The organism is Armatimonadota bacterium, assembly GCA_036504095.1.
In the GTDB taxonomy this organism is placed as follows: Bacteria; Armatimonadota; DTGP01; order JAKQQT01; family JAKQQT01; genus DASXUL01.
This window is the reverse complement of record DASXVS010000053.1, coordinates 1-19,414: the sequence shown is the minus strand read 5'-3', so window position 1 is coordinate 19,414 and position 19,414 is coordinate 1. Positions and strand designations below refer to the sequence as shown.

General features: G+C 61.4%; 16 protein-coding genes. 7 read left to right on the top strand and 9 right to left on the bottom strand.

Going from position 1 to position 19,414, the window contains the following annotated elements:
• Window positions 1-19 precede the first annotated feature (19 nt).
• Complete coding sequence (locus VGM51_13085) at window positions 20-2,287, bottom strand: ABC transporter transmembrane domain-containing protein (GenBank protein ID HEY3413968.1); 2,268 nt, start codon at window positions 2,285-2,287, stop codon at window positions 20-22.
• A 240-nt stretch (window positions 2,288-2,527) separates the two neighbouring features.
• On the opposite strand from VGM51_13085, the gene VGM51_13080 reads away from it, so the two are divergent.
• Entirely contained in the window at window positions 2,528-3,736 is a 1,209-nt protein-coding gene (locus VGM51_13080; GenBank protein HEY3413967.1) for a hypothetical protein, read from the top strand.
• 111 nt (window positions 3,737-3,847) lie between these two features.
• On the opposite strand, the gene VGM51_13075 is transcribed toward VGM51_13080, so the two are convergent.
• The 3 genes from VGM51_13075 to VGM51_13065 all read right to left on the bottom strand — a co-directional run bounded on the left by VGM51_13075 (window position 3,848) and on the right by VGM51_13065 (window position 7,074).
• Window positions 3,848-5,173, bottom strand: a complete 1,326-nt coding sequence (locus VGM51_13075) for a PQQ-binding-like beta-propeller repeat protein (GenBank protein ID HEY3413966.1) — start codon at window positions 5,171-5,173, stop codon at window positions 3,848-3,850.
• A 734-nt stretch (window positions 5,174-5,907) separates the two neighbouring features.
• The gene (locus VGM51_13070) at window positions 5,908-6,078 is read right to left on the bottom strand and encodes a hypothetical protein (GenBank protein HEY3413965.1); all 171 of its coding nucleotides are present in this window, start codon (window positions 6,076-6,078) and stop codon (window positions 5,908-5,910) included.
• Between the two features lie 576 nt (window positions 6,079-6,654).
• Window positions 6,655-7,074, bottom strand: a complete 420-nt coding sequence (locus VGM51_13065; GenBank protein ID HEY3413964.1) for a 2Fe-2S iron-sulfur cluster-binding protein — start codon at window positions 7,072-7,074, stop codon at window positions 6,655-6,657.
• Window positions 7,075-7,258: 184 nt separating this feature from the next.
• Between VGM51_13065 and VGM51_13060 the strand changes: the two genes are divergently transcribed.
• On the top strand, window positions 7,259-7,750 hold the full coding sequence (locus VGM51_13060; protein HEY3413963.1) for a YajQ family cyclic di-GMP-binding protein: 492 nt from the start codon (window positions 7,259-7,261) through the stop codon (window positions 7,748-7,750).
• Window positions 7,751-7,842: 92 nt separating this feature from the next.
• Here VGM51_13060 and VGM51_13055 read toward each other — a convergent pair whose 3' ends face one another.
• The 4 genes from VGM51_13055 to VGM51_13040 form a co-directional block, all read right to left on the bottom strand.
• Window positions 7,843-9,045, bottom strand: a complete 1,203-nt coding sequence (locus tag VGM51_13055) for a PQQ-binding-like beta-propeller repeat protein (GenBank protein HEY3413962.1) — start codon at window positions 9,043-9,045, stop codon at window positions 7,843-7,845.
• Window positions 9,046-9,248: 203 nt separating this feature from the next.
• Complete coding sequence (locus tag VGM51_13050; protein ID HEY3413961.1) at window positions 9,249-10,694, bottom strand: choice-of-anchor Q domain-containing protein; 1,446 nt, start codon at window positions 10,692-10,694, stop codon at window positions 9,249-9,251.
• Between the two features lie 117 nt (window positions 10,695-10,811).
• Window positions 10,812-12,107: a choice-of-anchor Q domain-containing protein gene (locus VGM51_13045; GenBank protein ID HEY3413960.1), complete on the bottom strand. Its 1,296-nt coding sequence runs from the start codon at window positions 12,105-12,107 to the stop codon at window positions 10,812-10,814.
• Between the two features lie 111 nt (window positions 12,108-12,218).
• Window positions 12,219-13,424, bottom strand: a complete 1,206-nt coding sequence (locus VGM51_13040; GenBank protein HEY3413959.1) for a YCF48-related protein — start codon at window positions 13,422-13,424, stop codon at window positions 12,219-12,221.
• Window positions 13,425-13,608: 184 nt separating this feature from the next.
• Here VGM51_13040 and VGM51_13035 point away from each other — a divergent pair, with 184 nt between their 5' ends.
• A complete protein-coding gene (locus VGM51_13035) occupies window positions 13,609-13,995 on the top strand; it encodes a lipocalin family protein (protein ID HEY3413958.1) in 387 nt (128 codons plus the stop codon).
• Window positions 13,995-14,387 (top strand): lipocalin family protein, encoded by a 393-nt coding sequence (locus VGM51_13030; GenBank protein HEY3413957.1) that lies wholly within the window; start codon window positions 13,995-13,997, stop codon window positions 14,385-14,387. The genes VGM51_13035 and VGM51_13030 overlap by 1 nt, the downstream gene beginning before the upstream one ends.
• A gap of 253 nt (window positions 14,388-14,640) precedes the next feature.
• Here VGM51_13030 and VGM51_13025 read toward each other — a convergent pair whose 3' ends face one another.
• Window positions 14,641-15,528 (bottom strand): hypothetical protein, encoded by an 888-nt coding sequence (locus tag VGM51_13025; protein HEY3413956.1) that lies wholly within the window; start codon window positions 15,526-15,528, stop codon window positions 14,641-14,643.
• A 571-nt stretch (window positions 15,529-16,099) separates the two neighbouring features.
• On the opposite strand from VGM51_13025, the gene VGM51_13020 reads away from it, so the two are divergent.
• The 3 genes from VGM51_13020 to VGM51_13010 form a co-directional block, all read left to right on the top strand.
• Entirely contained in the window at window positions 16,100-16,366 is a 267-nt protein-coding gene (locus VGM51_13020; GenBank protein ID HEY3413955.1) for a hypothetical protein, read from the top strand.
• 37 nt (window positions 16,367-16,403) lie between these two features.
• A complete protein-coding gene (locus VGM51_13015; GenBank protein HEY3413954.1) occupies window positions 16,404-18,521 on the top strand; it encodes a DUF2075 domain-containing protein in 2,118 nt (705 codons plus the stop codon).
• A gap of 506 nt (window positions 18,522-19,027) precedes the next feature.
• Window positions 19,028-19,414 (top strand): amidophosphoribosyltransferase (locus VGM51_13010; protein HEY3413953.1); only part of this gene is annotated, 387 nt, incomplete at its 3' end.

Genomic DNA, 19,414 nt, shown 5'->3' with positions numbered 1-19,414 from the left:
TGCCATGGCCGATCCCCTCTCACCCGCCCACGGCCAGGGTGGTTAGCTGGTTGATCTCGGTCTGCATCTCCACCAGTTTTCGGAATTCGCCGTCGGGCTTCAGCAGCAGTTCGGCGTGGGTGCCGACTTCGGCGACCTTGCCCTCCTTGAGAACCAGGAGGCGGTCGGCCTCCCGGAGTGTGCTGAGGCGGTGGGCGATGGCGAAGGTGGTGCGGCCCGTGATGAGTCGCTGGATCGCTTCCTGTATCTGTTTTTCCGTCTCCGTGTCCACGCTGGAGGTCGCCTCGTCCAGGATCAGGATGCGCGGGTCGTGGAGGATAGCGCGGGCGATGCTGATGCGCTGGCGTTCCCCTCCCGAAAGCGTCTGCCCGCGTTCGCCGACGCGCGTATCGTAGCCGTCCGGGAATTTTAGGATGAACTCGTGGGCATTGGCGGCTTTGGCGGCGCGCATCACTTCCTCCCGGGTGGCATCCGGCTTGGCGTAACTGATGTTCTCGTGGATGCTGCCCGTGAAGAGGAACGGCTCCTGCAGCACGATGCCGATCTGGCGGCTGAGGTCGTTCATCTTGATCTTGCGCAGATCCACGCCATCAACCTTGATGCTACCGCTGTCCACGTCGTAGAACCGGTTGATGAGGTTGATGATGGTGCTCTTGCCGGCGCCGCTGTGCCCGCAGAGGCCGATCATCTCGCCCGCCTTCACGTCGAGGCTCACGCCCTTAAGGACGGGCTTGTTCTTGTCGTAGCCGAACGAGATGTCGTTCAGCGTCACGTCACCGCGGATGTGCGGCATGGCGACCGAGTCCGAGCTGTCCGCCACTTCCGGCTGTGCGTCCAGGATCTCAAAGATGCGTTCCGTGGCGGTCAGCGCGCGCGAGAGCCAGTCCGTGATGCGCGTGATGAACTGCAGTGGACCGAAGAACATCCCCACGAAGAAAAGGAACGACATGAACGTTCCAAGCGTGATGTCTCCGCGGATGACCTTGAGGCCGCCGAAATACCAGACGATGAACGACCCGGAGATCGTCACGAATGTCAGGATTGGGAAGAACGTCGCCCACGTGCGCTCCGCTTTCACAATCGCCTCGTAAACGGCGTCCACCTTCTGGTCGAACCGGACCACTTCGCGTTCTTCCTGCGCGAAGGCTTTCACAACCCGAATGCCGGCCAGCACGTCTGCCAGCGTTCCCACCATCCGGCTGTTCACGTGGAAATACCTGCGGAACATTGCGTGGATGCGGCGCCAGAAGAACAGCGAGCAGGCGATGACGATCGGCGTGGGGATGAGGACCAGCAGCGCCAATCTCCAGTCGAGTACCAGGAGCCACACGATGATCGCGACGATGACGAGGATGTTGACCACGAAGAACTGGAGGCCGTCGATGAGGGCGTTCTGGAGTTCGCGGGTGTCCTGCGTGACGCGGGAGAGGATGCTTCCGCTCTGGCGTTTATCGTAGAACGACAGGCTCAGCCGTTGCAGCGCGCGGTAGAGCTGGGTCCGTACGTCGTACGTGATGCGCCCTCCCACGAACGCGACGGCACGGCCACGGAAGACGTTGATAACCAATGCGACGAGGCGGGCGGCGATCAGTACGCAGATGAGCTGGCCCAGGATCACGCCGTATTTGTGCAACTCGCCGGGGCCGGCGCCGGAACGCGCGGCCGCGAACCCCGGTACAAGCGCCTTGTCCAGCAGTGGTTTGTTCAGGTATCCGGGCAGCAATTCCAACGCCGTGCCGCAGAGCATGAGGATGCAGATGCCCAGCGCCGTCCACTTGTAAGGGGCGAAATACCGGGCCAGCCTCCGGGCGACTTGCTTGCGGTCGAGGCATGCCGGGCAGACACGCGTGTTTTCCGGCAGGATGCGATGGCACTTGGAGCAACGCGGGCGTTCCTCCAGTTCCGCCGCCGGCGGCGATTCCTCGCCTTTGACATCCGCGTCCAGAAACTTGGCGACACGCATGAACTTGCCGACCATCGCGTTGCTGTAGCGCATCAACTCGACGGGCAGCCCGTCCACGGTGGCTTCCAGCACGCCGGAACCCACCTGCGGCTGGGCCTTGACTTCGGAGATGGAGGCGAGCGGCAGGTCCAACGTCAGGCGGGGATCGCCATGATCCGGCTCCATGACGAAAAGGCGGTCGCCCGTGACGGCGAGCCAGCGGCGGGCATAGTTACCGTCCCCATCCAGGTCGGCCTCAACGCTCACGCGTAGGTCGCCGTCGGGATGGGCAGGTTGGGGCAGCAGCGCAGCCAGCGACGCCGGCAGTTCTTCCTTCAGAGGCATAATATCACCAACACTTTTATAGGCACGCAGCGCGTGGCCGCTAGAAAATCTCGTGAGTTCATGATAACGGCGACGCGGCGCAAAGGAACAACCCATTGCGCGCAATGCCCTCACCCGGCGGAACATGGCGGAGACCCCTAAATGGCGCGGCGGGGCGTCCCGATAATCCCACTGTCCATTGGCGGCGCACGGAGCCCACGCCGGGCGGCGCTGCGCCCTACACTCGAAAGGAGACGCACAATGTCATCAGGAACCATTCGATGGTTCGCGCCAGCCATGCTGGCAGCCGTTGCTGTCACAGCGTTAGCACCGCGCGCCAAGGCGATGCCGATGTTTGCACGCAAGTACAACATGCAATGCGCACAGTGCCACACCATGCCGCCGCGCCTCACGCCGTTTGGGTATAAGTTCCTGCGCTCCGGTTACCGGCTCGCCGGTGCCGAAGAACAGGCGCCGTCGCCGACCAACGCCCTCTTCTTCAACACTCAGGTTACCGCGTCCAACACGCACTTCCCGGGCGATAGCGCCTCGGATACCCGCGGGTTCGACAGCAGCGGCAGCGAGATTCAGCTGGTGACGCCGATCGGCGAAAACCTGGCCGCCAAATTCGCGTACTCGTTCCCGGGCGATGGCCCCGCGGGCATCGACGAGTCCTGGCTTCAGTACAACAACAACAAGCCCGAAGCCCCGATTATGACCCTCAAGGCCGGCCAGCTGCCGGTAATGTCCGGGTTCGAACTGGGCGGCGCGCGCAGCATAACGCTCACAGATCCCCTGATGTTCGGCAGCGCCGGGCCGTTCCAGGGAGATACGGGCAACTTCAGCCTCTCCGGGCTGGAGCGCGGCCTCGAATTCGGCGTGACCCAGGGCCCCGTGACCGGCAAAGTGAGCTGGCTTAACGGCGTCAACCAGGCCGGCGAAGGAGCCGTTGGGCTGAACGGCAAACGCGCCAAGGACTTTGCGCTCCAGGGCGAGTACCTCTTTGGCGAAACGGGCAGCCACATCGGCGCCATCGTCTACAGCGGCAACACACCGATGCTCGACTACGAAAATAAGTTCAACCGCGCCGCCGTGTTCGGAACATATGCGTACCCGCTGAAAGCCGGCGAGAAGACCGGCGAAATGACTCTGGAACTCAACGGCGCGTACCTCTGGGGCAAGGACAGGATACCGGATCTGTCCAGCGAGGCCACGCCACTGCCGATCATAGACGCCAAAAGCAAAGGCGCCCTCATTGAACTGAGCCTCTACCAGCCGGGCAAAACCGCATTTTCGTTGCGATACGACACCCTGAAGCCCAGCGACGTCTCGGGAACCCTTACCACCAAGGCGACCACATTCGCCGCTTCCCACCTCCTTACCAGCAACCTGCGCCTGGCGGCCGAACTCCGCAAGCAGACGAAGCCGGACACGGACAGCTTCATAGTAAGCGCCTGGCTGCTTTACTGAGATAACCGCGCCCGGCCCAACGGCCGGCGTACTGTATAAACAAGCTGGTGGGGCTGCCCCGAAAGGAGCAGCCCCACCGGCTTTGCTATGACCGCTGCCCGAACCTCTGTGTCACAGTCGCGGGAAGCGGTAGATCAAGCCGCCATCATCGCCCACAAGGACTTTGTTCGTCGAGATGTCGATGGTGGGAAGAGTTGATGACGCGTTGGCAAGGGGATAGGAGACGTAAGCCCCTGGATTATCCAGCGGAACCTCATAGAACACCATGTCTGTGCCTGATCCCGTGTTTGCCGCGTAAACAGCGCCATGGCCGCCATTAGCGGTCGGGTCTACCGCAACTCCGGCGAAAGAGCCCGTTGTCGGCGTCTGAAGCAGTAGATAGGGGTTGGCCCCCGGTCCCGGCCCGGTCCCGTCAGCGACGTTCAGGTAGTAGAAGTTGTCGAGCATATCGGTGAAGTAGGCTTTGCCGCCCGTCACGTAAAGGCTTGAGTTAATGGTCACCGGATCCGCGGTGCTGAGACTAGTGATCGATGTCGACCCATTGTGGTTGTTGCCCCACCCGGTTTCCGGATTGAAGTTCGCGGCATTGACCTTATAGACTTTGCCGTCCCAAATGCCAACGTACATGAATCCTTCACGGAAGAACGGCGATCCGGTAGTCATTTCACCCTTCGCGAACGAGGCGCGAACCACCAGGTCGGCGTCCAGCACGAACACCCCGTACCCGTCGTAAGCGGGGCCAAGGTATGTGGCTGTGACGTAGACACTCGACCCGTCCATGCATGGCGACCCGAGCCCTGTAGAGGCTGGGCCGGCATACGTCGTGCTGTTGAGCGGAGGCGATGTTGCGGTTATCGCGCCGGTGGCCGCGTCGAGCCGGAACATTCTCGATTCGGACCGCGTGTTGGTTGTGGTCCAGGTCGCAACCGCTCCGACGAAGACATTGCCGTTGCCATCGACGGCCGGGGTGCAGGACGTGCTGACGGTCCCGGACAATAGAACGAACGAACTTGCGGGGAGCGTTGTCGCCCATTTCTGATTGCCGCTGAGATCGTATTTGTAAACGACTCCGTCGGTTGAGGTAAGAAACAGGTATGGCTGTCCGTCGGCGAGGAAACGAAGGGCGGGCCTGCTGCGGATCTTGGCCGTCGTCGAGACGACCGCCGGGAATCCGGGCAGGGTGTTCCCGGTGGCGATGTCCATGCCGTAGAGCTTGCCATCATCGGAACCGAAATAGACTTTGCCTTCGTAGGCCGTGGGCGAGGATTTGATAGCGGCGCCAGCCATCACCGCGATGGGCGTCACTGAAATGTTGTCTATCGCCAACGCCTGAGCATTGTTGGAGGTTGTTGACCCACTGTAGCTCCAGGCCAGATAGACACTATCACCATTCGCCAAGCTCACCCGTAGCGTCTTGCCCGTGACGCTCTGTGTCATGCCAGGAGCCGACGCGTATCCGTTGTTCGTAGTATCGGCAGCGAACGCCGTTTTCCACCCGGTCCCTGCATTGGTCCATGTGGTGCCATTGGTTGAATAGAAGAGCTGCACAGAGAAGCCAGAACTGTAAGTGCCTTGGCGATATTTCTCAATGTCGTATGAGAGTGTCAATCCTGCGAGCGCTGCACCGGTGTGGTTTACATACCATCCGTACAGGTTGCCGCTCCTAGTTGCCGTTCCGCTTGATAAGAAGCCGACAGCCCGGTCACTCGCAGACGCGGCGTCTCCGGCGCCACAATTGAGGACTCCGGCTGGCGCGGTAGCGGACATATTGTTGCCTACCGAGAACTCGGTTGCCGTTCCGGCTGACGCGTATGACCCGACTGTGAATGATTGGGTAGACTTGCCGGCCTTCCAATTTGTCGGCAGTGTTGCGGTAGCGGAGGGGCCAAGGCCATCGAATGTCTCCTTGTACGCTGTCCCGACTACGTCAAGGCTAATCTGCGCAAACGCGCGCGGCGCTGCAACAGCGGCGAGAATGGCCAAAACGGCCCAAAAGTGCTTTTTCAAAGTTCCTTCCCTTCTCCACGAGTTGGGCGGCCGTACGGCCGTCGCGGGGGAAAACGTTGTATGGCGATAGTCGAACGCGGAGCCGCCGGCCGCGAGGGGGCGCGCTTTCGCGATTGGTGATGGGGAGTCCACAGGCTGTTGCCCAGAGGGGCCGTGGGGCCGGGTCAGGAGTTAGACAACAGGGTTCCGCACTGTTCCTGGCTTACGGGGCCGCTGGTGCATTTGCCGCACGCCAGCGCGGATGTCTCAAACATCTTCTCCGAATGAACCTGCGGCTTCGCGTACGCCTTGCGCGGCGCATCGTTTCGCGCGCGGTCTTTCACTTCGATTTCCATAAGAGTCCTTTCCGGCCCAAGCCATAGGGCACGGGAGGGCCGAGAGCACCGCCGATGTATCGAACACCCTGCAGCCAGGGAAAGAAGGAGAAACGATATACCATTCTGCCATGATTTGGCGGGGAATCATCAAGTTCAAATAAGGGGAAATTGCCGGCGATGAATGGTGAACGATGGACGACGCGCGATGAACCCGAATCGCGCCCTGTCTCTTCGTAAAGGGTCGCCTTCAGCGATGACGTATTCTCGGCTTCCGTCACCCGGCCTTGGGGAGGATCTCCGGCGGACCCCCGATCGCCTGCTTTTCAGCACGCCGCGGACGCCGTGAATCCCGATTTCGCCGACGATCTCGTTCGCCGTCTGCTGACCCTGGATCGCCTGCAGGGCTGCCCGCGCCTTCACTTCAGCGCTGTAATGAGGCCAAATTGCCTGTTTGGTTGACCGGGCCACTACACCCCTCAGCCCTCGCCCCTCAGCCCTCGCCCCTCAGCCCTCAGCCCTCAGCCCTCGCCCCTCAGCCCTCAGCCCTCAGCCCTCAGTCCTCAGCCCTCAGCCCTCAGCCCTCAGCCCTCAGCCCTACCCGTGCGGCGTCTCTTTCACCGCGTTCCGGTTCCAGGACGGGATCTCGACCACCAGGTCCTGCTCGCCGTTGGGAACGCACTGACAGCCCAGGCGGCTGTAGATCGTGATTCCCGGCGCTTCCTCCAACTGGTCCAGTTCGTCGTCGGTCTGCTCGTTGCACGACTCGAAGCCGTGCCTCACGATCACGTGGCAGGTGCTGCACGCGCACACCCCGCCGCACGTGTGCTCGATGTCGATGTTGTGCCCCTCGCAGATGTCCAGAATGCTGCCCGGCAGCCCGGTGCGTGTGAAGGGGATTTGCGCCGGATCGATCTCCAGCGTCTTCGACTCCCCGTCGTGGACGATAGTGATCTTGTACGGCTTCGTGGCGGTCTCATACTCCGCGGTCTTGATATAGGGATTTGTTCCGGCCATTGTTTTCTCCTGCACCCTCGCGATGCTTCAAAGCCTGATATAGAGGCTGCTGGATCCTGACTACCCAACCACTTCCATTGAAATCGTGTGCTCCCGCCGCCAAGCCCGCCAATTCATTGGCAGAGCGCCGACGCATCGTCTCCTCGCGCTACAATATGACGGCGCACAAGGAGGTAACACACAAATGGCCAAGGAATTTTCATTTGATATCGTCTGCCGCACCGATATGGCGGAAGTGAAGAACGCGGTGGACCAGGCGGCCCGCGAAATCGGCACGCGATTCGACTTCAAGCACAGCGTCTCCGAGATCGAACTCAAAGGCGACGAACTCCTGATTCACTCGGACGACGAGTACAAACTGGACTCGGTGATCGACATTCTGCAGAGCAAACTTGTGAAGCGGAGCATCTCGCTCAAATCGCTGGATCGTGGCAAGATCGAACCCGCCGCCAAGGGCACCGTACGCCAGACCGTCACGTTCAAGCAGGGCATCCCCACCGACGAGGCGAAGAAGATCACCAAGGCGATCAAGGAAGCCGCCATCAAGGTCACCACCCAGATTCAGGACGAACAGGTCCGCGTGACCGGCAAGGACAAGGACGTCCTCCAGTCTGTGATCGCGCTGGTGAAGGGCATGGACCTCCCCATGGACGTCCATTTCGTCAACTACCGCTGAGGAGAGGGTTTCAGGTGCCGGGTGACGGGTGTCAGGTGGCGGGTGTCAGGTGGCGGGTTCTGGCACCTGTCACCCGTGACCCGTCACCCAAACTACGGGCTGTCAAACCCAAGCAGATAAGATGTGCCGGTGGTGTCCGGCTGCGTGGTTACGAAGAACCGGTTGGTGGTGGGGTCATAGCAGGGACCGCTGGGATAACCCGGCAGTGTGAAAGAGCCGTAATGGCCGCCATCCACGCCGAACGTTTGCAGCGTCTTCCCGTCGCAATAGGCGATCACGTTCTTTGTGCTGACAACCATCCCACCGCCTTGATTGCCCGTTGCGTAGAGCGTGCGGACCTTCCCGGTTGCGGCATCGATAGCGACTACGGTTCCCTGCATGTTGTTGCCGATCGCGGCGTAAACGGTGCCCCCCGGGTCCCGGTCCGCGGAGACGGGTGACGCAAAGACGCCTGCTCCCGCAGGGCTTGACCCCTGGGGCGTCACACGTGTGACTCCGGGAATGCCGGGTGAAAGACCGGCGCCGAATTGTTGATCCGGGTTCAGCGTCACTGAGTTCAGTTTGAAGACCAGTTCGCCGAACATTCCGCTACTGCCGTAGAAGATACCATTGCCGCGCACGTAGGGAGTAGATCCGTAATATGCTGAGCCGGAAACCGCTGCCTTCACCGTGAGATCCGCCAGGTTGAGAACCGTGATGTATTTACTTCCGCCCGCGGCAGGGTAATCAACAACTGTGATATACACATTGCCTCCGGCAACAGCAGGCGGGGAAACATAATCCGACGGAACCATGGACAGAGGGGGGGAAGTGCAGATAACTGTACCGTCCGTCTCCTTCAATTTGACCAGGAAGATGTTCTGCAAGGTTTTCATCTCGGCGATGACCTCACCCTGGGGAGTGACAGCAGGAGCGGCCGATGCGAAATAGACGGAGGATCCGTCGAGTCGGTTGATCCAGGCTACGGCTCCATCCGGCCATACCTTGACGACCCCGTGCTTGGACGTTTCGAGGTAGACCGCCTTTCCAAGAGAGCCGTAGTACACGCCTGGTCGTATGCGTGGGTAACTGCCGTCCCCGACCGCGACCGCGATATCCACGGGGAAGCCTGGCATGGTGGTCCCATCGGATGCTCTCACAGCGTACAGCTTGCCGCCAAAAGAGCCAAAGTAAACCACCCCGTCGCAAACGGTTGCCCCTGTCAGTTCTCCTGAAACATCAATCTTCACCTGTTGGGAGTGTGCCCGGACGATGAGAGTTACGAAGACTGCGGCAACGGCTATCAGGTAACGCATAGGGCCTCCTAAGGAACGGCAGTACAACGGCAATGGATGGGCCGGTGGCGGCGTTGATATGCCATTATGCTACCAGGCTGCCGGCCGGCGGCCAAGCCAGCGGAAATCGGAGCAAGGGCTGGGAACCGGGGGCCGAGCAACGGGTGCCGGGCCCTGACACCTGCCACCCGACACCTGACACCCGATACCGGACACCTCAATTCTCATTCCAGCCCGATGGCGATCCGCGCGAGGCGGACGACGTCCAGGATATCGATCTTACCGTCGGACGGTGCGGAGGTTTGAACGTCCAGATTCTGGTCCGCGGAGGTCCTCTGTTCGAGCCCTCCCGCAAGGGAAAGGGCTCGTTGGACGTCGGGGAAACCAAAGGCTGGCGCCGTAAACTCATACGCGCCCATGTCCACGTGAGCGCCGATGATGCGCGGCTTGCCGACCAGATCCGTGTCGCCGGTAACGACAACCGTATCGTCTCCCGCGTCGATGCAGGGTGATCCGGAGCGCAGGCGATAGTCCCCTGCCGTAGTGTTGACGAACAGCGGGTCTAGATGAATATCAGTGGGGCTTGACGAGGTTGTCGGGGCGTAGTCGAACGTCCGGTTGCCGAATACCGCGTTATGCCCCTGGGTGACTCCTTGAACCGACTGGCCGGTGGAGTTGCCGAATACGATGTTGTTGGCATAAACGCCGGCGCCGGCCACGATCACGGTTGCCCCTGCGGAGGTGTTTCCCACGAACGTGTTGTTCGCGATCAATGAGGCGCCGGTCGCCCCGGAAGCGTCCAGTCCGCCGCCTTGGCCGGTGTAGTTTCCGGTAGCCGTGTTATACGCGATGAGATTGTCCCTGACGATGCACGTGCTCCCAAGGACCGCGATCCCCCCGCCAAATGCCCAGCCCGTGGGATCGAAGCAGTGAGAGCAGCTCCCAAACTTGAACCCTTCTCCCGTCACGCTGTTTTGCGTGATCACATTTCGTTCAACGGTCACGTTGCCCGCATAAACGGCGATGCCTCCGCCGTACGCTGTCGCTCCAACGGCATACGTACTCACGCCCGCACCAGCGTAGACCGTGTTTCCGGTGATGCTGTTGTCGCGGACAATCGCCCCCGTTGCCTGCGGACTCAGGTAGACCCCTCCGCCCGAGCCGCTTCCCATATACGTATCGCTATACTTGTTGTTCCGAATGAGGTTGTTTGCGATCACCACATTCGGCGCCATGCAGTTAATGCCTCCGACCCCCTGGAAGTTGTTCAGCCCGTTCTGGATGGTGAAGCCGTCGAGCACAGTGCCAGCGCCTTCGATCCGGACGACCGGGTGAAGACCACCGCCATCCAGGACAGCGGCATTGGCCTTCGGATCGCGCTGGCTTCGGAGTGCCTCGGCGCCGGCAAAGCCTCCATAGAGGGGAACGGCAGTCGTGATTGAGATGCTCTCGGAGTAAGACCCAGCCGCCACCCACACTTCGTCGCCGTTGGCGGCGGCGTTGATCCCGGCCTGGACCGCGACAAAGGCAGTGCCCCATGTCTTGCCGTCATGCAAGGCGCCTGCCGCGTTCTTGTTGACGTACACCACGGTGGCCCGGCCGGGGATAGCAAGGGACAGTGCAAACAGGGGGAGGGCAAGAGCCCTAAGGAACGACTGGCAACAACGCATGGCGAACCTCCTTGGCGCGCCGGCGTGTTGTGTGTCGTCGGCGTTAGCGGTAGCGAACGGCCTACTTACTTACCATCAGTATATCACGAATCTCAACTCTCACTTCTCAATTCTGCGTCACGGATTCGTGTCCAGCCCGGCTGCCTTTCGGGCGATGCCGATGGCGTCACGGATGTCCACCACGCTCGCCCCGGGAGCGTCCGACCACACGTTCAAACGCGCGGCACCGGACTGGTCGGGCGCGTTCAGGCCTCCGGCGGTGCGTAGCGCCGACGCCGCGTCCGCCAAAGTGAAGTATCCGGATGTGGGGAACTCGTACGCGCCCATATCCACATATGCGCCCAACCTGCGCGGTCTGCCATCAAGATCGGTTTGCCCAGCAACTACCATCGAGTCGTCGCCGGCATCGATGCACGGCGAGCCAGCCAGGAGGTGGTAGTCGTCGGCCGTTTTGCTTGCGAACAGAGGGTCGACCTTGATGTTGCCGTTCGTGCCCGTGGGGTCGGCGATTCCGGAGTAGTCGGTCAGGACACTGTTGCCATTCCCGTACACATCGTTGTTCCGCAGCACGCCTGCGGGCAGGCTTACGCCCCCACCGCTGAAAGCGATGATGTTGTTGACGAGCGTTGGAGAGGATGTACCTTCGCCGCAGATGCCGCCACCTGGATGCGCCGAGTTGTTGGAAACGATCGTATTGTTTATCAGCGTCGGGGAGGAGTCGCGGCAATAGACACCGGAGCCCAGCCCGCCGTCACCGCCGCCGAAAATGGCGGCCTCAGCCCAATTGTGCGCGATTACGTTACCGGTGATGAGCGGCGCCGCGCCGCTAAAGCACGCGATTCCCCCACCGCTCCCGCCGCCGATCCAGGTGTGGCCGTCAAACTGATTCCAGGTGAAGTTGCCGACAATTGTGTTCTTCTCGATGGTGGGTGAAGCGTCCTCGCAATATACGCCTCCACCGTAGAAGCGCCCCCCCAAGCTCTTGCCCGACCCGCGGCTGATGGTGAAGCCGGAGAGCAGCGTATCGCGCCCGCACCCGGTCAGAGCGGTGACAACACTGTCTCCCACCCAGGTGGACACGTCGGTTGTGCCAAGGACTGTAATGTTGGCGGAAATGCTACGCTGCGATAGTGCGGTCTCGGCGCCAGAGAAGCCGCCGTACAGCTTCACACCAGGTTTTAGCGTTATGGCTTCTTTGTACGTGGCGGCCGCTACCCACACCTCGTCGCCGCTCGCGGCAGCGTTGACACCCGCCTGGACTGACTGGAAGCCGGCCGACCATGACGTCCCGTCGTGTACGGCGCCCGCGCCGTTCTTGTTCACATACACCACGGCGGCCCGCCCGGGGACAGAAAGGGAGAGTGCAAACAGGGGGAGGGCAAGCGCCCTGAGGAACGATCGGCAGCCACGCATAGCGAACCTCCTCGGCACGCCGGCGCATTCAGTCGTCGGCGTTAGCGGTAGCAAACAGCCTACTTACTTGCTATCAGTATGCCACGGCCCCCAACTATTTGACCTCCGCCCTCAGCCCTGCCCCGCCAGCCCGCCCGCGATGCGCAGCGCCCGGACGGCATCAGCCACGGTAACCTGCCCGTCGCCGTCCACATCCGCAAGAACCCGCGATACCGACGCATCCGGCGTTCCACCTGTGGCGATATCCGCGATGATACACGCGTCCCGCACGTCTACCCGCCCATCCTGGTTCGCGTCACCCCACAGATCCGGTATCCAGCGGTAAAGGACGCCATCCGGACCCGCGGCGTATCCCTCGGTTTGCGATGCAAAATCCGCCGCCAGTGGGGCGGCGCCCGAAAACGTTGTGGTATGGACCGTGGCGAAAAGATCCGGGGTCTCCCACGTCGAGTCGCCCGCCAGGATGCCCCGCGCGGGGCCGGAGAACGATATCTCCCGGACCCGGCTGTTCCAGGGCCATACGCTCCAGGTCCACGTATTGGGCGGGCTCGTCAGTTCCAGCCTGAAGATGTTGCCCCGGCTGTTCACCGTGTCCCACACGCTCACCCACACCCGGCCGGTCGAGACCGCCTGAATGGCCACCTCCCAGGCAGGGTCGGACGCACCGTTCAACTGCGTGGCCGGGGCATCGAACGGCTGCCACGTCGTCCCGCCATCCACCGTGCGCAATAACACCGGGATGTAGTTGCCGCTCACGAGCCGGCTGGCGACCAGCCACCCCTCCGTATCCGACGTGAGCCCCATGCCGTACAAGGTGTTGGGGGAGGCGTAACCGTGGTCCGTATACGCCACCGTGGACCACGAGGACCCCGCGTTGGCGGTGTGATAGAGGACAGTGGTGTCCAACCAGCGCGCGAGCGCCCACGCGTGCGCTTCGTCCGGCGAGACGATCGGCGAGATGGAGTCGGGCGGCCCGATTCCCAGATCATCCTTGGCGATCGGCATTTGCACCCAGGAAGCGCCGCCGTCCGCGGTGCGCGCGGCGTCTCCGTTCACACCGGAGACCCAGCCGACGAGCGCAGACCCGAAATCCACGCTGAGGATGCTGTTCGCGAGAGGCGTTGACTGCGGCGTCCACGTGCTGCCCCCATCCACGGTGGCGAAAACCAGCCCCGCATCGCCGGCCGCCCAGCCCAACCCGCCGGGCCTCGCACGGACGGTCCGCCACGCCGCCGGCGCGGGATGGGCCGCCGGCGCCCAATGGCCCTGGCACCCGCCGCCCATGGCGGCCAAAATGAGCATGATGATCTGGCGCATGGTGGGTTTCGGCGCCGCCCGGTTCATATACGGCGCTGCAGCGCCATTGTACGCGCCCGGACGGCACATGTGTCAAAGAGCCAACGCCCACGACCGGCCGTCAGGTTCCCGCCCGCCTGTCTCCCGTCGCCTTTCTGCACTAATATATAGAACCGGCCCGGCAATCGGGGGATAGGGGGCTACCATGAGATTGGCGCTGATATGTATGGCGGGACTGGCGGCCGCCGGCCTGTCCGGATGCTTCAAGCCTTCCATCGAGGGCGAGTGGAAGGGAACGAAGGCAATCGGCCCCGTGACCGCCGCCGTCCGGTACACGTTCGATTCGGACAAACACTACACGTCGGAAAACAGCGTGTCGTCCAACGTTGGAAGCCTCAAAACGGTTCAGGCGGGAAGTTACGAAATAGCGGGCAACACCATCACGTTCCGCCAGAGGAATTCCACCGTGAACGGGGTCGACATCCAGCGCGCCAAAGTCCTCATCGAGACACACCGTTTTGAGGTCCACGGCAACACACTGGTTCTCAACATGGGACAGCCCGACAAGGTCGTGCTGACAAGGGTGAAATAATGAGATTGCGCAGTATCACGGTGTTCGTCCTTGCGGCCGCACTGGCCCTCGCGGGTTGCTCCAAACCCACCATCGTGGGCACATGGAAAGGCGCCGCCAGCGACAATTCCGAAGTCAAAATAGCGTTGACCCTCACAAAGGACGCCAAGTTCAAACAGACCACCGACGCCCTCAACATGGGCGCCCAGCACCAGTCCGTGACCACAGGCACATACACCGCCGGTAACGGCACCCTGACCCTCACCGTCGCCAGCCTCATGGCTGACGGCATGCAGTTTCCGGCCCCCGATCACTCCACCTCCACATGGACCTACAAGCTTGAAGGCGACAAACTGACCATCAGCCCAATGAAATCGCAAGCCGTGATAGTCCTGAAACGCGCAAGAGACTAGGCGACGAAGAAGGCAGAACGCAGAACGAACGCGGCATCCTGAGCGTAGCGAGGAACGAGCGAAGTCGAAGGACCGCCCGCACCCGGCGTCATCGTGCGCCCCCCACGCCTCACGGTACGGTCGGCCTCCGGCCGGTTACCGGGACGTGTTCCGCCCTGAACGCAGGAGGCTGCTTCCTGAATCCTGAATCCTGGATGCCGAATGCTGAATGCTGAATGCTGCCTCCTGTCTCCTGCCTCCTGTCTCCTGCCTTCTACTGCTCCGCGTAGTAGAACACCGCCGGCAGGTAATTCACCATGTCCCGGTCGTTCAGGAAATCATCGTCCTCCGGCGGAGTATAGCCGCACGTCTGGCTCGCCCAACGCAGCGCATCCGCGTGCCGGTACATCGCCGCCTCGCCGTACCGGGTCAGCGTCCACCGCGGCGCCGCCACAACACAGTCGGGCGCCCAGTAGCTCCGAACGCACAATTCGCCGTCCAAATGGTCGATCCAGCCCCGGGCGTACCACCGCTTCAGATACTGCTCCACCATGCACCGGTTGAACCCAAGCATCTCCGCGATCTTCGGCCCCTGCGTCGGATTCTCATACATCAGGAACCGCGCTATCGCCATCGCCGCCGGACGCAGCAACGTCGGCTCCGCGTAATCCCGCAGTACGTCGTACGGCGCCAGGTCCCACCGCAGATCAAACCCCCAACCCGGCCAGTACCATTGAAAGTCAGGACCGATCCGCCGCGTCACCCAGCCGTACCGCCACAGCCATTTCCGACCCGTCTCCGTCGCGTCCCACTCCATCGAATAGCACCCACCCGTCCTCGACCGCGAGTATCCCCGCCCGATAACGCTCGGATTCCCCTCAACCGCCCAGGTCGATTTCAGCGCCCACATCCCCTGCCGGACCGTTATCTCCGGCACATCCAACTTCCGCGCCAAAGCCGGGATCCGGATCGGACCATGTAGGCACAGGTAACTCATCATCCGCAAACGCGTGATGCTCGTCATTGAAGGATAAACGTTGTAATCCGCCGCCCCCTCGTCATACATGGGCGAGCGACCGCCGCCGCCATACATTTTGATCCCCGTCGGCCCCTGCCCCCGCAGATTCCGCTCCCCCCAGCCCTGCTTGTAGTTGTACACCATGAAAATGTGCCTCCCACTTACTAGCCAGGCAGAAGCCCCTTTTGTCTGAACTTTTTTCGCCACGGTAGGTCGGGCCTCCGTGCCCGACTGTCATTCTGAGCGCAGCGAAGAATCTCATCGACAACAACCACTGGACTTCAACGCGGAGGATGCGGAGGATCGCGGAGGTTTCGCGGAGGAGGATTTACCACGGAGTACACGGAGGGGACAGAGGTGCACGGAGGATTTCGAGTGATGAATGGCGGGGCGCCACATCAGACCTCCAATCACTAACTTCCAGTAGCGCGGGCGCCCTCGCCCGCATCGCCCCCTCGCCCCCTCGCCTCCTCGCCCCCTCGCCGCGTCGCCGCGTCACCGTGTCGCCCCCTCGCCGCGTCGCCGCGTCACCGTATCGCCGCGTCGCTCCTCGTTCATCGCTGCCACTTCCGGTTCCCCATCCTTTTTGGGTAGTGCTCCGCGAGCCGTGCGAGCGGGGGGTAGGTCCGAAATGGGACTCATAAACCGTAGACCCATAGGCCGTTTCGGGACGACCATTCATGCGGATCACGCCAGCAGCGAAGGGAGCACCGAAATGGCGAAGGTGATGGTACCCGTAGTACGCCTCAACTACGAAGACGCGTACCCAAACGAGATCGTCGAGGAAATGACCCGGTTGGGTCTCTGGAAAGACGATGAGCTCACATTCACGGGCCGCATCGTCGTACCAGACGCTAAAGGTGCTCGAGAGCAAGCCACAGAACGGTTGCGCGCGCTGCTACCCGAGGAGCACGCCGAGAACCTCCTGGCACTGCTTCGATCAAACGATTGGAACCTATCATTCTTCGTGGATTGCTGGTGAAGCCAGCGCTCCGGTGCTATCCTGGCACTAGAGCGTAGTGCTGGCGACGCGATGGCCGCTGAAACCTCACCCTGCGGTCTGTTTACCACGGCACACCTCTTGTGCGGAGGTTTGGCTGATCGACACGACGTTTGAGACGCCGAAATCGATTTCGCCGAATGTACGCCGACCTCTCAAAATGAAACGGCATTACTACGGCAACAGCATTTCAGGCTTCCAATCCGCTTCCGAGGCGGAGGTTCTCGGTGAACTGGTTGCGGCAAGCGAGTTCGACGTAACCCAGACGCAACGAGACGCATGGCTCGCGGAGATCAGGTTTCTCAAACCAGCGTTGGCTGGGACAGAGGGTTCCGTCTACTTCGAGTACAGCGTCCCCAGAGTTGGGAGCCGGATCGATGTGGTTCTGCTGATCGGCCCAGTAATCTTCGTGCTTGAGTTCAAAGTGGGGGAGCGGCTGTTCACGTCGGCCGCTCTAGATCAGGTGTCGGATTACGCCCTCGACCTCAAGAACTTCCATGAATCCAGTCAGCCGTGCACCATCGTGCCCGTACTTGTCGCCACGAACGCACCTAGCTCTCCTCATGACGATTTGGTTCCGTGGGGCGTAGACAAGCTGTTCAGACCAGTGCGATGCAATCCTAACGGTATCGGGTCCGTGTTGCGTCGTGCTTTGGCCGGAGTATCTGGCATGCATATTGATGCCGGTATCTGGGAGGACGGGCGTTATTCCCCAACCCCCACGATCGTGGAAGCGGCCATGGCGCTATACAACGGGCATGAGGTTGAGAGCATTTCACGCAGTGATGCCGGCGCCATCAACCTATCAAAGACGTCCGATGCCATTGCTTCGATCATCCAGAAGTCCAGAGACCTTCAACAGAAGTCAATCTGCTTCCTGACCGGTGTTCCGGGTGCGGGCAAGACGCTGGTCGGCCTGAATATCGCTACGACCCACAGTGATCTCCAGAACGACTTGTACAGCGTCTATCTTTCCGGAAACGGGCCTCTCGTCGCAGTACTCCGCGAAGCGCTGGCGCGAGACAAAGTAAGCCGCAAGAAGGAACAGGGCACCAAGATAAGAAAGAAGGAGGCTATGAGTGAGGTCAAGGCCTTCATCCAGAACGTGCACAACTTCCGCGATGAGTGCCTGGTTGATTCATCCCAACCTCCCATTGAACATGTAGCCCTGTTTGATGAAGCGCAGCGTGCTTGGACTCAGGAGCAGACATCAAAGTTCATGCGTCAGAAGAAAGGGCTGCCGAACTTTAACCAGTCGGAGCCGGAGTTCCTCATCTCCTGCCTCGACCGCCAGCCGGACTGGGCAACAATTGTCTGTCTCGTTGGTGGGGGCCAGGAGATCAATAGCGGCGAGGCCGGCATCTCCGAGTGGGTTAAGGCCATCAAGCACAGATTTCCCGCGTGGCATGTCTACGTTTCCGGCCGCCTCGTGGACTCTGAGTACGGAGCCGCAGAACAGCTGCTCGACCTCAAGCGGACGACTGATGTCACGTGGACCGATGATCTGCATCTATCCGTCTCGATGCGCTCGTTTCGCGCGGAAAACGTGTCGCTGTTGGTTAAGCGGATCCTCGACTTGGACGTCGCGGAGGCTCAGGCGGCATTGCAGACGGTGGACGCGAAGTATCCCATCCGGCTCACGCGCGACCTTCGAGCAGCCAAAGAGTGGCTAAGGGATACCGCTAGAGGGACAGAGCGATACGGGATCGTGGTTTCATCGCAAGCAGAGCGCCTGAAGCCGCATGCAATCGATGTCCGTTCGCCAATGGACCCGATCCATTACTTCCTCGACCCGAAAGATCATGTTCGGTCGTCATATTACCTGGAAGACGTGGCCACGGAGTTTCACGTTCAGGGACTGGAACTGGATTGGGCCTGTGTAACGTGGGACGCCGATTTCCGGTATTCGAAGTGCGGCTGGGAGCATTGGTCATTTCGAGGGCAGAAGTGGACCCATATCAGGAATGCAGAGGGCCAGAGCTACCAGAAGAACGCCTATCGCGTCTTGCTGACGCGTGCAAGACAGGGTATGGTCATCGTCGTCCCCAATGGTGACCCGACAGACCCGACTCGTCAGTCGGGGTTCTATGATCCAACATACGAGTATCTAAGAGCGATTGGCCTCCAGCCGCTCTAGGATAACAGCCCGACTTCGATCTTAATGAAACCGTCTCGCCCAAGGTCGGCAACCTCCACACCGCGACCATCGGCAACAACGACCGCTCCCTCCGCCTCATCCTCACCGCCGTGCCCGTCACCTCGGAGCGCGAGCAGGACACCGCCGCCGTGCTCCTCTCCGCGCAGAGGCCAGCCTCAAAACCGTCACCCAATCTCAAATGTCCATTGGCAAATGCTCAATGGCAAATCCCACCGGCTCCCGCCTCCGGTTCCGGATGCGGGCGAGGGCGCCCGCGCTACGTTTGGCTCGCTGCGCCGCGCCTCCGCCCCAATTTAATATTTGCATTTTTCGATTTGCAGTACCCGCCCTCCGTTCCCCCGATGTCAAATGTCCATTGGCAAATGCTCAATGGCAAATTCCCCCGAAATCCTCCGTGCACCTCCGCCCCCTCCGTCTCCTCCGTGGTTCATCAGGTCCGGTCTCAGCCCTCAGCACCCAGCCCTCAGCCCTGCTACACTGTACTTATGAGAATGGACCACCCCAATGATGAATGCGGCGTCTTCGGCATCCACGCCCCCGGCCTCGATGTCGCCCGCCTGGCATATTTCGGGCTTTTCGCCCTTCAGCACCGCGGCCAGGAGTCCGCCGGAATCTCCGTCGCCGATGTCGATTCCATCGCCACCTACAAAGAGATGGGACTCGTCTCCCAGGTCTTCCATGAGGAAGTCCTCTCCGGTATGCGCGGCCACGCCGCCATCGGCCACACCCGCTACTCCACCACCGGCTCCAGCGTCCTCCGAAACGCCCAGCCCATCCAGGTCGATTCCGTCTACGGACCCATCGCCGTCGCGCACAACGGCAACCTCCTCAACGCCGCCGAGTTGCGATCCCAGCTCCAGGACGATGGCGTC

Excerpts from the sequence above, each read along its gene's own strand:
- VGM51_13085 (HEY3413968.1), bottom strand. The coding sequence starts at position 2,287 with ATGCCTCTGAAGGAAGAACTGCCGGCGTCGCTGGCTGCGCTGCTGCCC.
- VGM51_13080 (HEY3413967.1), top strand. The coding sequence starts at position 2,528 with ATGTCATCAGGAACCATTCGATGGTTCGCGCCAGCCATGCTGGCAGCC.
- VGM51_13075 (HEY3413966.1), bottom strand. The coding sequence starts at position 5,173 with ATGACACAGAGCGTCACGGGCAAGACGCTACGGGTGAGCTTGGCGAAT.
- VGM51_13070 (HEY3413965.1), bottom strand. The coding sequence starts at position 6,078 with ATGGAAATCGAAGTGAAAGACCGCGCGCGAAACGATGCGCCGCGCAAG.
- VGM51_13065 (HEY3413964.1), bottom strand. The coding sequence starts at position 7,074 with ATGGCCGGAACAAATCCCTATATCAAGACCGCGGAGTATGAGACCGCC.
- VGM51_13060 (HEY3413963.1), top strand. The coding sequence starts at position 7,259 with ATGGCCAAGGAATTTTCATTTGATATCGTCTGCCGCACCGATATGGCG.
- VGM51_13055 (HEY3413962.1), bottom strand. The coding sequence starts at position 9,045 with ATGCGTTACCTGATAGCCGTTGCCGCAGTCTTCGTAACTCTCATCGTC.
- VGM51_13050 (HEY3413961.1), bottom strand. The coding sequence starts at position 10,694 with ATGCGTTGTTGCCAGTCGTTCCTTAGGGCTCTTGCCCTCCCCCTGTTT.
- VGM51_13045 (HEY3413960.1), bottom strand. The coding sequence starts at position 12,107 with ATGCGTGGCTGCCGATCGTTCCTCAGGGCGCTTGCCCTCCCCCTGTTT.
- VGM51_13040 (HEY3413959.1), bottom strand. The coding sequence starts at position 13,424 with ATGCGCCAGATCATCATGCTCATTTTGGCCGCCATGGGCGGCGGGTGC.
- VGM51_13035 (HEY3413958.1), top strand. The coding sequence starts at position 13,609 with ATGAGATTGGCGCTGATATGTATGGCGGGACTGGCGGCCGCCGGCCTG.
- VGM51_13030 (HEY3413957.1), top strand. The coding sequence starts at position 13,995 with ATGAGATTGCGCAGTATCACGGTGTTCGTCCTTGCGGCCGCACTGGCC.
- VGM51_13025 (HEY3413956.1), bottom strand. The coding sequence starts at position 15,528 with ATGGTGTACAACTACAAGCAGGGCTGGGGGGAGCGGAATCTGCGGGGG.
- VGM51_13020 (HEY3413955.1), top strand. The coding sequence starts at position 16,100 with ATGGCGAAGGTGATGGTACCCGTAGTACGCCTCAACTACGAAGACGCG.